Origin of the sequence: Martelella sp. UBA3392 (assembly GCF_002358775.1) — a bacterium.
Lineage (GTDB): Bacteria > Pseudomonadota > Alphaproteobacteria > Rhizobiales > Rhizobiaceae > Martelella > Martelella mediterranea.
In genome coordinates this window covers 1-12,477 of sequence record NZ_DEPM01000078.1, presented here as the reverse complement: position 1 = coordinate 12,477, position 12,477 = coordinate 1, and the positions used below count along the sequence as shown (strand labels likewise).

Sequence of the window (12,477 nt, the reverse complement as noted above, 5' to 3'; positions counted from 1 at the left end):
TTGTCCGGTCATCGACGGAAGACCGGCCGCCAGCGCATCGAGATCGGCCGCATAGAGCGTGTTGTAGGCATCGTTATAGGCGGCGTCCGGGCGCACGCCGGCCGATGGCCGCGCCGCGTCGATCGCGGTGCCCAGCGCGGTCTCATTCACCGTGCCGATAATGCCGAGGGCGGCAAGATCGCCATAGCGTTCCGGGGTGGCGGCCAGTGACAGCGCATTGTCGAAATAGAGCACGTCGAAACGCGTGTTTGCCGCGAGGCCCGAAGCCGGCTGGGCGAGGCTGTCGAAACTGCCTGCCACGCTGCCGTCCGGGGCCGAAACGAAGGTGAAGAGCTCGCCCGGCTGGGGCGTGAAGCTGTTGGTGGCGGAACCCGAAATGCCGCGCAGCTGCGGGGCAAGCGTGCCGCCCGCGGTGAACACGTTGCCGCTGCCGGCAAGGATCAGGCGGTCATAATTGCCGGCGCCGTTGCCCGTTCCGGTTCCGTCGACCTCGATCGTCGCGACAGCAGAAGAATTGAGCGTGACATCGCCATAGACGGTCAGCGTTCCGGGCGAATTGCCCGGCGACAATTCGCCGGAGACATTGATATCGCCGCGCACGACACCGACGCCGCCGAGCGTGCCCTTGCCGCCGACCGTCAGAACCGGCGTTGCCAGCGCTCCGTTGACCGCAAGCAGGCCGCCGGTGACCGAACTGCCCTTCTTGAAGGCCGCGGCGCTGGCGATCTCGAGCGTGCCGCTGCCCTGCTTTTCCAAGCTGCCGTCACTTTCGAAGGATACGAGCCAGGTCGTATCGGCATTGCCCGCGCCAACGGTGTAGACCCCGTCCCCGCTCATGCCGACCGGTCCGACGGAAAGCGCGCGGTCAAGCCGGAGCAGGCCGTGGCCATAGACCGCGTCGATGCCTTCCACGCCCAAATCCTCGGCGGTCATGAACAGGATGTCCACGATCTTCGCCGGCGAGAAGGTCGGATAGGCCTCCGTCAGCACGGCCACGGCGCCCGAGACGTTCGGCGCGGCCATTGATGTTCCGCTGTAGTTGTCATATCCGCCCATATCCTCGGGAACCGTGGAATAGATGCCGCTGTCGACGTGATTGGCCTGCCCGCCGCCGGGTGCGGCGATACACCATTCCATGGCGACGCCACAGTGACTGGAATAGTCGGCAATATGGTTATAGGCATCGAGCGCCACGACGACGACGATGCGGCCGCGCTCAATCCCGTCGGCCTTCTCGGCCGCGGCCAGCGCTTCGGCGGTTGTGAAGCTCAGATCAAGCCCGGCGCCGTGATCGTCATAGATCAATTCGCCTGCCGAATTGGTCGCGCCCTCGTTCTTCGGCTGAATGAAGGGGTAAAGGCCGCCGCCCGACGGATTTTCCGCGTAGACAGGGGCTCTGAGCATCTCGTTGCCCGCTGCCACGACCAGGATCTGGCCGGCATCCATATTGGCCCTCAGCGCCTTGGCTTCGGCCATCACTTCGTCCGGATCCTCGATGTCCCAGTTCAGCTCGCCAGGATCGGCCCCTGGACCGTAGCTCATATTGATGACGGCAATGTCTTCAAACTGGGCCAGGTAGCGGCTGGCATCGATTGCAGGCTCCTGCATGTTCCCGGACAGGGGATCGCATTCGTCGTAGAGCACGTTCGGACCGCAGCCTTCAAGGTCGTCGAAGTCGAACTCCTTGTAAACGCCGCCGCCGAGATCGACTCTCACGGGACCGTCGCCATGGGGGATGGCCTTGACGGCCAAAATCCGCGCATCCGGCGCGACGCCTTCCATGCCGAACCCGTTGTGACCGGCCCCGATAATGCCCGCGACATGGGTGCCATGCCCGTTGACGTCGTAGGAATCCGTCCAGCCCTGCTCAAACCCGGCTTTGAATTCCTCAAGCGTGATGGTCTCGCCCTCGAGATCCCTGTCGACCCAGTAAAGATAGGTCTTCGACCGATCATCGACGCGGCCTTCAAATTCCGGGTGCACCGTGCCGTCGGGCCGCACATCGAGGCCCGTATCGATCACGCCTACGAGGACATCCTTGCCGGTAAAGCCGAGCTCGCGCGCCGTCTGGGCATGAATGGCATCGAGCGAATAGTTGCGCTGGAACTCGCTGAGCGCGCTTTTGGGAATATCGGGATTGCCGCCGGGATAAGGCAAAGCCCGCTCCCCCGGCGCAGACATCAGCGACTGCGAGGGATAGACGTCGGCAAGATGGCGTCCGCTGTCGACCGCGCGCGCGATGTTCTGCGCCAGATCCGGCCGCAGGCTGATGGCCGTTGCCTTGATCTGATCGGCGCGATCCGGCGTCAGCCGGGTGTTTTCCACAATGCTGGCGAGGAAGGACGTGGTGCCGTAGCCGGCGGCCTGACCGAGCGCATCCTCGATGGCCGATGCCGAGAACCAGGATTGCGCGCCTGCCGGGAGGCTGGCTTCCGCGGCCTGGGCCGGGCTGAAGGCGGGCGCGATCAGCGCCGAGGCCATCAGCAGAGCAAGCGTGCGGCAGCGCAGAACCTTGCGGCCACGACCGTGTGAAGCAGTACCAGAAAACATTTTTGACCCCCTGTTTCTTTCGAAACCCCACCTTGGAGGTGCGGCATTCGATTATCCTTGCGCGAAAGAGCGCAGTTTCCCGGGACCTGACCACCCCTGTCGCCAGTCCCGGACACGATCTCTTTTTCGGGAAGCGGCGACGCGCGCTGCCCGGATTGATCGTTTTTGACTAAAGGAAGGCAGAACGCTTGTATCGCCCGCACGTCCCCAATGATGTGCAGGACGTACCGAAATGGATTTCTTCCAGCGGAAGCCTGCCCCGCGTCAGACGCCTGCAAACCATGCAGGCCAGGTATATCTTGTCGGAGCGCCGGAAGCGGCGGACATCGAGGCTACGTGGCGTTGCCGCCTGGCCTCGCCCGGCGTCATGTCATAGCGGCGGCGGAAGGCCCGGATAAAGGCGCTTTCGGACTGGAACCCGACCGAGGCGGCGATCGCGTTGTTGTTGAACGGCAGTGCATACGGATCTGTGAGCTTGTGATAGGCTGCGGCGAGCCGCCGTTCGCGCACGAAAGCCGCGACGCCGCCATGGGGCTCGAAATGGCGATAAAGCTTCGTCCGCGAGATGCCGAGGCGGGCGGCGATATCCTCCACCGTCAGGCTTTCGCTTTCGAGATTGGCGTCGATATGCCGGCGCACCTCCTGCAGCACGCTTTGTTGCAGCAAGGACGTCTGTTCGTCGGAAAGCTCGCGGCCGTTATTGATGACGGCGGCAAGAAAATGGACCAGCGCCGAAAACACCTGGGGTCCGTCCTCCGCGCGGATTGCAGGGGCCATGCGATAGACATCCAGAACATGGGTGCGGAACAGGCGGGCGAGCGGCGTGTCGCGGCGCACACGCCGGTAATGCAGCCCATCGGGCTCGTGCAGCAGCGGCGCGAGCCGGTCACGCGGCACGGCAAGCGCCATGAGGTCGAAATCCTCGTTGACGGTGTCGAGCGGCTCGGCATTGTCGAAGATACAGATGTCGCCGGCGTCGAGAATGACATCGCCGCATGCGGTGCGCGCATGGCAGCGCCCCTTGAGGAATATCTGGATCATGTAATTGTCGACGCCATCGCGACCGATCTGGGTGCGGCTGCGCGAAAAGGCCTGCTGCACGCTTGCGCAACGCCCCAGCGTCCCTGAACCGAGCAGGAAACCGTTCACTTCCGCGCGAAACGGTTCATCCGCGGCAGAATCCAAAGTGGGCAGGTAGAGCTGGCTCATGGCGTCGCGCCATTCCTGGTAGTCGGTGCTCGCAAAGACGTCGTGCGGAACGACGTCCTCCCCCATTGGCATGACTGTGGTCTCTTCCGGCAATTTGCGTCTCCCCCAGGCGGCGGTATCACCGCCGCTTGCTCCTTTCCAATCAACTCAATAAAGACCCGCCCGGGCGCGAGGCCTTTGACGACCGTCAGCTAAAATAGTGTAAAGCATTCTCTCGCTCTCCTCAAATCACGCCGGTTTCCGCCGGCTTTTGGAAGGAGTGCGAGCGCTTCCGCTATCGCGACGCCAGCATCATCTCGGCGGCCTTCTCCGCGATCATCGTGACCGGCGCATGGGTGTTGCCGGAGGGGATCGAGGGCATGATCGAGGCGTCGGCGATGCGCAGATTGGCGAGGCCGCGCAGTTTCAGCGCCGGATCGACTACGCTTGCGGGGTCGTTGCCCATGCGGGCCGTGCCGACGGGGTGGAAGATGGTGGTGCCGAGCCTGCCCGCCGCCGCCAGCAGCTCTTCATCCGACTGCACATCCGGCCCGGGTTTGATCTCGCGTGGGTTGAGCCCCACCAGACCGGCGGCGGCCATCAGGCGTCGGGCGTGGCGGAGGCTGTCGACGGCGACGATCTGGTCGGCGCGCGCGGTAAGATAGCAGGGCCGGATTTCGGGCGGGCGATCTGGCGCGGGCGCGGTGATATGGATCGTGCCGCGACTTTCCGGCCGCAGATTGCAGACGGAAACCGTAACTCCCGGCTCCTTGTCGAGCGGCTGGCCAAAGGCTTCCAGCGAAAGCGGCTGGATATGGTATTCGAGATTGGCCCGATCATACTCGGGCGAAGACCGGGTGAAGATGCCGAGCTGGCTCGGCGCCATCGACATCGGCCCGGTGCGGCGAAAGGCATATTCGACCGCAATGCCGGCCTTGCCCGCAAGCGTTGCGAGACGATCGTTCAATGTGAGCGCGCCGGTGATGCGAAACACGGTGCGGATCTGGAGGTGATCCTGCAGGTTCGCGCCGACGGCTGGAATATCGAGCGCGACCGGAAGACCAAGGGATTGCAGCAGGCCGCCATCGCCAATGCCGGAAAGCTCCAGCAGCTGCGGCGTGTTCACGGCGCCGGCGGAAAGCACGATCTCGCCGCGGCAGGCGGCCCGTTTGAGCCGGCCGTTCTGACGGTAGATCACCACCTCCGCCCGCCCCTGCGACAGGGCAACGCGCTCGACCTGGGCCTTCGTCTCGATTCGCAGATTGCGGCGTGACCGAGCAGGGTTCAGGAACGCCTTGCGGGCATTCCAGCGCAACCCGCCGCGCTGGTTCACCGGAAAATAGCCGACGCCCTCATTGTCGCCATCGTTGAAGTCGTCGGTCGCGGGAATGCCGATCTCCTCGGCCGCCGCGGCCAGCGCGTCGAGCACGGGCCAGTGCAGGCGCTGTTCGCAGACGTCCAGCTCGCCGCCCTTGCCGTGGACGGCGCTTTCCGGACCATAATGATTTTCGGATTTGCGAAACAGCGGCAGCACATCGTCCCAGCCCCAGCCGGTGCAGCCGGCCTGCCGCCACTGGTCGTAATCCGCCGCTTGGCCCCGCATATAGATCATGCCGTTGATGGAGGAACAGCCGCCCAGCACCTTGCCGCGCGGATAGGCGAGCGCGCGGCCGTTCAGTCCCGCCTCGGGCTCCGTGCGATAACACCAGTCGAGCCGGGGATTGCCCATGGCATAGAGATAGCCGACCGGGATGTGGACCCAATGGTGGTTGTCGTGCCCGCCCGCCTCCAGCAGCAGAACCCGGTTGGCCGGGTTGGCGCTCAGCCGGTTGGCCAGCACGCAGCCGGCAGACCCCGCCCCGACGACGATATAATCGAATTCGCCCTCGTCGACGATATCCGTTTCAACCATGCTCATATCACTCCAGGCATGCCCGCAGGGTCGATGCCTCTGGAGCGGCTCCGCGTTTCATCGAACGCAAACCCGCTCCAGCACTATGCTTTAACATCTTGATGGACGACAGAAGATTCCCGCCGACCAAGAGACGCCCTAAAGCGCCTCCATCGTGCCGCCGGTCGGAATTTCTGGGGCCGCGCCGTTTTCGACGATCACCAGATCATAGCCGCCATCATCCTTGATCCGCCACTGGCCGCCGGTGAGCGGGGTCTTGCAGACGTTCTTCGCGGCGAATGGCGGCACGCCCTTGCCATTCCAGGCGATCGGGCCGACGACGCATTCCATGTCTGTGGCGGCGATCGCCTCGGCGACGAGCTCTCCGTCGGTCGGGTCTTCGGCCCTGCCCATCACATCGGCGGCGACCTCGAACAGCGAGTGCACGAAGCCGATCGGCTGGGTCCAGGGACGGCCGGTCTTGGTCGTGAAGTCCGCGGCAAGCTCGGCCGAGCTCTGCCCGGTCACGGAGGACGAGAACGGATGGTTCGGCGTCCACCACACCTCCGAGGAGAGGTTGTTGCCCGCCTCGCCGAGCGCTTCGACCGATTGCGGGAACAGCAGCGCCTTGGCGACCGTGACGGCCTTCGGCTGCATGCCCTGCTGGCGCAGCTGATTCCAGAAAGTGGTGAAATCCGGCGGAATGAGAACGCCGGTGATGATATCGGTATTCGCCGCCTTGAACGCGTTGATCTGGGCCGAGAAATCATCTGACAGGTTCTGGAAGCTGCCGGGATTGGTCAGCGCATAGCCGCGTTCGGCAAGGCCCGGCTTCAGGCCGGTCTCGGGGTCACCCCAGGCATTGCCGTCGGCATCGTTGGGGAACAGGCCGCCGACGGACTTGTTGGTCTGAAGCTGATCCCACATGGCGGTGTAGACCGCGATGATATCTTCCATGCCCCAGAAATAATGGAACGCGAATTCAAACGGCTGCCAGCTTGCCGGATCGCGCGGATTGGCCTGCTGCCCGATAAACCAGGGCTGCCAGGGCGCAACGGTCGAAAGCACCGGAATCCCCTCGGATTCGCACACGCCTGAAACCGGATTGGTGGTTTCGGGCGTCGAGGCGACCAGCATCAGATTGACCTCGTCGCTCAGGATCAACTCCTTTGCAACGTCGGCGGCGCGGTTGGGATTGGACTGGCTGTCCTTGACAATCACCTCGAAATTCTTGCCCACCGACGAAGCGAGAAAGGCCTCGATATTGTAATTGTCGCTTTCGGCAAAGCCGGCCAGCGGCCCGGTCTGCGGCGAGACATAGCCGAGCTTGATCTTGCTGCCCTGGGCGATTGCGGGCGCGGCGAGCCCGGGTGCTGCAAGCATCAGCCCGGTGGCTGCCGTGGAGCGCAGAAACTTACGTCTGTTGATCATTTTTCCTCTCCCTTGTGTAACGAACCCTCTGCCCGACCGCTGCCATCCGCATCGCGAACGCCTCCGCAGCGGCGGCTCGGGAAAATATGCAGCTAGCGGGCCGCCGCCATGCCAATGGACCCGCCGGCAGCCAGATCCTGCAACAGATTTTGCAGCATGGCCACTTCCGCGTCCGAGACCTCATGGCCGCGACCGGGAAAAATGTCCGTGCGCAACCGGCCCTTGCCCGCGCCAAGTTCGCATGCGGCCTCGGCGAAGGCGGTGACGGGGATCCACGGATCGGCATCCGAGCCCGTCAGGTAGACTGGCAGCTCAGGCGCCAGCCGATAGGGCCGGTCATCCGTCGCAACACCCACGCGGCAGCCGGTGAAGGCTGCAAGCGCATCCGGGGCGGCAAGCCCCGCAAAGGCATATTCGAGCGCGAGACAGGCCCCTTGCGAAAATCCGGCGAGCAGCAATGGCAGTGCGCCGAAGGCGGCGCGCGCCTCGGCGACATCACCGGCAAGTTGATCCAGCGCCGCCTGGAGCGCGGTGCGCGTCCCGGCGGTCAGGGGATCAATGGCCCGGGCGTCATACCACGAGCCGCTTTCGGCCCGCGGCAGAACGAAGGCGACATCCGGCGCATCAAGGCGGGTCAGAACATGGGACTGCATCTCCTCGGGCGATTGCCCGCGGCCATGCACAAACACACAGATCGCTCTGGCCTGTTTTTCCGCCGCAAGATGAAGCGCGCTTGATGCCATCAGGCGAACTCGGCGTCTTCCAGCCCGGCGCGCAGCTCTTCCTCCCGATCCTTGAACCATGGCGGGAACACAAGCGTCTTGCCGATCTGACCGGGAGGCTCGTCACGGGCCCAGCCCTCCGGCGTGGTCCAGGCCAGTTCGAACAGCGCGCCGCCCGGCGAGCGGACATAGCAGGACTTGAAGTAGTTGCGGTCCTTCTGCTCGGAGATGTCGGTGAAGCCGAGACCCTCGATATGGGCGCGCAAGTTCATCTGGTTTTCCTCATCGCCGGTGTTCAGCGCCAGATGATGGATCGTGCCGCCCGACAGCGTCCAGGTGCCCTGCGGGCTTTCCCGGTCGGTAATCACCTCGACGCGCTGGATGATGCCATTGGCGTCCGGGACCCGATAGACCGTGCCCTCATGCGTATCGGCCTCCTTGGTCAAAGGCAGGGCGATGGTCATGAAATCATCCATCGCGCTGCGATCGAAGCAGGCGACCAGCGCGCCGTAAATGCCCTTGATGCCGTGCTCGACGCTCACGCCCTGCGCCTCGTTGACGATCGGCGCGCGGTTGTCGCTGTCGCTTTCCACAAGCTCATGCGGAATGCCGCAGGGATGGGCGAAAACGACGCGGTCGGCACCGAAACGGGTGATCTTCTCGGCCTTGATGCCGCGCTCGTTCAACCGGTCGACCCAGAAGTTCGCGGCGCCCTTCGGGATCGCCTGCATGATGGTGCGCGACTGGTTCGTGCCGCGGCGGCCATAGACGCCGGGCTTGCGGAACGGGAAGGTGGTGATGATGGTCGAGGCATCGCCATTGGGCGAGCCGTAATAGAGGTGATAGACCGGGATCACGCCGTCAAACAGCACCGTGCGCTTGACCGAGTGAAGCCCCAGGGTCTTGGTATAAAAGTCGAAATCCTCCTGCGCGCCATCCGTCGAAAGCGTCAGATGATGATAGCCGCTGATTTGTGCCAAGATACAATCCTCCCAAAATGCAGTCTGTCTGTACGGCGCCGCACGAAGAACACTCCCCGCAGCGCCGTTTTCGTAAACGCAAGCGTACAAAGCCGTTCCGGCAGCAGCCACGCACAAACATGGACGCTCCCGCAAAGTCGTCATCGATCTGAAAATGGCGGCGTCGCAACGCCTCATCCGTGTGCGACAGCGCCAAAGCCAAAACAGCAAAAGAATTGAACCATCATCTCCCGGCGTCTTCAACGTCGGGCGAAGCGTGTTCAATTCGCTCGCATCATCGGCGTTTCCTCCAAACCGATCCTCCTGAAATCAGACTAACCCAAGGCGAAAGCGCCGGTTATGCGATGTTCGAAAACTTGCATCACCTTTTGTTATGAAGTTTTGCAGATCCCGGCTGGGGCTGCTTCACATCAAAACCGTTCGCTTTCCGCCTCTGATTTTCCCTTGCCTACCGCGCCAGGATACGTTTCAGCGCCCGGTGCAGTTCGGCCTCCGGATCGTCGACGGGCGAGGACACGCGCCAGCAGACATGATGGTCCGGACGCACGAGCAGGCAGCCGCTGTCGCAGATTTCCGCCAGCCTTGCCCATTCGCCGCTGTGGTCGACATATTCCCGGCGCGGCCCGATCACATGGGTCACGATCTCGATGCCGAGCGCATCGCCAACGCGCGCCGCCGCCTCGACCCAGGCCTCGCCGCCCAGCCCGGTCAGAATGGTGAACCGGCCGTGGCCGCACAGATCCAGCGTCGAGACCTCGGCCCCGTTGTCGTGGCGGTAAAGCCATGCATGCGGCAGCCGCGCGCCGGGCCATGTGGTGGGCTGATAGTGAAGGTCGGCATCGAGCTGGAAGGCCGGCTCGATCTGACCATCCGTCACCACCGCGTCCGAACTGTAGCGCTGGTTCATCTCGACCCCGTGGGCGTCGAACTCGTATTTCTTGAAGGCAATCGCCTTGCGGATCGCCTCGCGCTGCGCCTCGGCCTCCGGCGTGCCGCTGGTGCGCGCCTCGAGGTTCTTCTGCATCTGCTCCGGGTTCACCCCTTCAGCCATGCCGAGGGCTGCGAAGATCGGGCCGGTTTCGGCGATCGACTGGTTTGCCCGGGTGACGATCTGCTTGGCGACGGGCGCGCGCTCGGTATCGTAGCTGTCGAGCAGGTGCTCACCCGCCTGCCCCTTCAGGACCATGGCCAGTTTCCAGGCGAGGTTGAAGGCATCCTGGATCGAGGTGTTGGAGCCGAGACCGTTCGACGGCGGATGGCGGTGGATGGCGTCGCCCATGCAGAACACCCGGCCATTGGATGTTTTGGTGGCGTAGAAATTGTTCACCGTCCAGGTGTTCGCCGACAGAAGCTCGATCTCGAGGTCCGGATCACCGATCAACTGCCGGGCGACGCCGGTGGCGAATTCCGGAGTCACGACAGGCTCGGGCTCGTTGATATCGTAGCCCCAGACGATCAGCCATTCGTTCCAGGGCCGCACCATGCGCACCAGCCCCATGCCGATGCCGCCGACATCCGCGCCGGGCTGCATCACCCAGTAAAGCACGGACGGGCGGTGAGCGACGTATTTCGTGAGGTCCGCCTTGAACAGGATGTTCATCGATCCGCCGACGCCCATCTTGCCCTCGAAGGGCAGATTTTCATTCTCCGCGACCAGCGATTTGCCGCCATCCGCGCCGATCAGATATTTCGAGCGGATCGTGAATTCCTTCTGCGTCAGCCGGTCCAGACAGGTGGTGGTCACGCCATCGGCGTCCTGCTGGTGACGCAGATATTCGGTCGACATCCGCGCCTGGGTCCCGCGCGAGCATGCGGTCTTGAACAGCAGCGGCTCCATGAAGGTCTGCGGCAGGTCGTTCATCTTCGTCGGCGACGACATCAGATGCTCGGCCTTGGAAAGCGGATGGTTGCCCCAGGCCTTCATACGGCCGATTTCCTCGCCGGCAAGGCTTTCGCAGAAGATGTTCTCACCCATCAACTGCTGATGGGTGGCGAACAGATAGGCTTCGTCCTCGACCTCGCGGCCGAGGTCGCGCAGCACCTCCATGGCGCGCTGGTTGGTGATGTGCGCGCGCGGTGTATTGGCAAGCCAGCGGTAACGGTTCACCGCCATGTTTTCGATGCCGTAGGTCGAAAGCAACGCGGCGGTGGCCGAACCGGCAGGTCCGGTGCCAATGATCAATACATCGGTTGTGATGTCTGGCATAAGTTCTCCTCCCAGGAACAGTATAGTGCGGGCGCTGTCGCCCGAAAATCAAAAGGCCGGCATGTCTCCGCTCCACGCCGCCTGCAGCAGCGTCCGGATCGCATCCCGTTCGATCGGGCGCGGGTTCCAGTAGGGGTTGGCGACGGCAAGATCGGCCGCCTTGTCGAGATCGGCCTCGCTTACACCAAGATCGCTGAGCGCCAACGGCGCGCCGATCTCCTTGGCGAAACGGTAAAGCCCCCTGCCCGGATTGTCGTCGTCGAAAAGCTCGGCCACCGGCGCCAGCAGCTCCGGGACCGCGCCGGCATTATAGGCCAGGGCATGCGGCAGGATGATCGCGTGGGTCTCTGCATGCGGCAGGTTGAAGCTTCCGCCCAGCGTGTGGCAGAGCTTGTGATGCAACGCCATGCCGACCTGGCCCAGCACCGTGCCGCAAAGCCAGGCGCCGTAAAGCGTCTCGCCGCGCGTCGCGACATCCTCGGGCGAGGCCAGAACGCGCGGCAGGCTGTCGCGGAATGCGCGCAGCCCCTCGACCGCCATCAGCGAGGAAATGGGAGACCGGTCGCGGGCATAAAGCCCCTCGGCGGCATGCGCCATCGCGTTGAGCGCCGAGGTCACCGTCATTCCGACCGGCAGGGTCGCGACCAGCTCCGCATCGTAGAGGATCGTGCCGGGCTGCACCTTGGGATTGGTCTGGGTGGTTTTTACCCCATTTTCGGTCTGGCCGAGAATCGGCGTCGCCTCAGATCCGGCATAGGTGGTGGGCACGGCGATCTGCGGCAGGCCGGTCCTGAGCGCGATGGCCTTGGCCAGCCCGGTCGTCGAGCCGCCGCCAACCGCGACCAGCACGTCCGCGCCCAGTTCTTCGGCGCGGCGGACGGCCTCTTCCGAGACATCGACAGGCGTATGCATCGTCGCATTGGTGTAGGTGCCGGCGGCGCGCGCTCCGCAGTAGCCGGCAAACTCTTCGGCCAGCTCAGCCTGTTGCGGCGTGGTCAGAATCAACGCGCGCTCGGCGCCGAGCGTTTCCAGTTCCTCTGCGATGTTCTTGCGCACCCCGGCGCCGAAACGGACCCGGACTGCAGCACTACGTGCGGTGAATTCCTCGCGAAAAAATGACAATCGACTCCCCCCTCATGCTGGACTGAAAATCACGTTACCCCATTCAAAGGGAGATATTGATCTGATGATTGAAATAAAATATTCCTTTGGGTTATGAAAATAGACAGCGAGCATCTCGAAATTCTGGCGCTGATCGTCGAGAAGGGCGGTTTGACCGAAGGGGCGGAAGCGCTCGGGAAGTCGCAGCCTTCCGTCTCGCGCAGCATGACATTGCTGGAAAAAAGGGTCGGCATGCCGCTGTTCGAACCGGGCCGCCGGCCGCTGCGCCCGACGGAGCTCGGCGCAAGCCTCGCCCGGCTCGGCAACCGGATCCGCACAGCCAACCGCGAAGCCAGTCTTCTTGTGCGGCGCTTCCGCCAGGGACTGGCCGGCCGGCTGAGGGTCGGC

At 63.7% G+C, this 12,477-nt stretch carries 9 protein-coding genes; 1 reads left to right on the top strand and 8 read right to left on the bottom strand.

From position 1 onward, the window contains the following. The 8 genes from B4E36_RS05965 to B4E36_RS05930 form a co-directional block, all read right to left on the bottom strand. A partial coding sequence (locus tag B4E36_RS05965) for a S8 family peptidase (protein WP_345900111.1) occupies positions 1-2,550 on the bottom strand: 2,550 nt, incomplete at its 3' end. Between the two features lie 264 nt (positions 2,551-2,814). After that, the gene (locus B4E36_RS05960) at positions 2,815-3,852 is read right to left on the bottom strand and encodes a helix-turn-helix domain-containing protein (protein WP_345900110.1); all 1,038 of its coding nucleotides are present in this window, start codon (positions 3,850-3,852) and stop codon (positions 2,815-2,817) included. 181 nt (positions 3,853-4,033) lie between these two features. Further along, complete coding sequence (locus tag B4E36_RS05955) at positions 4,034-5,650, bottom strand: GMC family oxidoreductase (protein WP_414673735.1); 1,617 nt, start codon at positions 5,648-5,650, stop codon at positions 4,034-4,036. A gap of 138 nt (positions 5,651-5,788) precedes the next feature. Further along, positions 5,789-7,060, bottom strand: a complete 1,272-nt coding sequence (locus B4E36_RS05950) for an ABC transporter substrate-binding protein (RefSeq protein ID WP_292054049.1) — start codon at positions 7,058-7,060, stop codon at positions 5,789-5,791. A 92-nt stretch (positions 7,061-7,152) separates the two neighbouring features. Next, on the bottom strand, positions 7,153-7,803 hold the full coding sequence (locus tag B4E36_RS05945; RefSeq protein WP_292054047.1) for an alpha/beta hydrolase: 651 nt from the start codon (positions 7,801-7,803) through the stop codon (positions 7,153-7,155). Beyond that, complete coding sequence (locus B4E36_RS05940) at positions 7,803-8,762, bottom strand: VOC family protein (protein ID WP_292054043.1); 960 nt, start codon at positions 8,760-8,762, stop codon at positions 7,803-7,805. Before B4E36_RS05940 ends, B4E36_RS05945 begins: the two co-directional genes overlap by 1 nt. A 448-nt stretch (positions 8,763-9,210) precedes the next feature. Then, entirely contained in the window at positions 9,211-10,968 is a 1,758-nt protein-coding gene (locus B4E36_RS05935; protein WP_292054041.1) for an FAD-dependent oxidoreductase, read from the bottom strand. 48 nt (positions 10,969-11,016) lie between these two features. Then, entirely contained in the window at positions 11,017-12,090 is a 1,074-nt protein-coding gene (locus tag B4E36_RS05930) for a maleylacetate reductase (protein ID WP_292054038.1), read from the bottom strand. A gap of 93 nt (positions 12,091-12,183) precedes the next feature. Here B4E36_RS05930 and B4E36_RS05925 point away from each other — a divergent pair. Beyond that, on the top strand, positions 12,184-12,477 hold a 294-nt coding region (locus B4E36_RS05925), incomplete at its 3' end, for a LysR family transcriptional regulator (protein WP_345900109.1).

Excerpts from the sequence above, each read along its gene's own strand:
- B4E36_RS05945 (WP_292054047.1), bottom strand. The coding sequence starts at position 7,803 with ATGGCATCAAGCGCGCTTCATCTTGCGGCGGAAAAACAGGCCAGAGCG.
- B4E36_RS05950 (WP_292054049.1), bottom strand. The coding sequence starts at position 7,060 with ATGATCAACAGACGTAAGTTTCTGCGCTCCACGGCAGCCACCGGGCTG.
- B4E36_RS05935 (WP_292054041.1), bottom strand. The coding sequence starts at position 10,968 with ATGCCAGACATCACAACCGATGTATTGATCATTGGCACCGGACCTGCC.
- B4E36_RS05955 (WP_414673735.1), bottom strand. The coding sequence starts at position 5,650 with ATGGTTGAAACGGATATCGTCGACGAGGGCGAATTCGATTATATCGTC.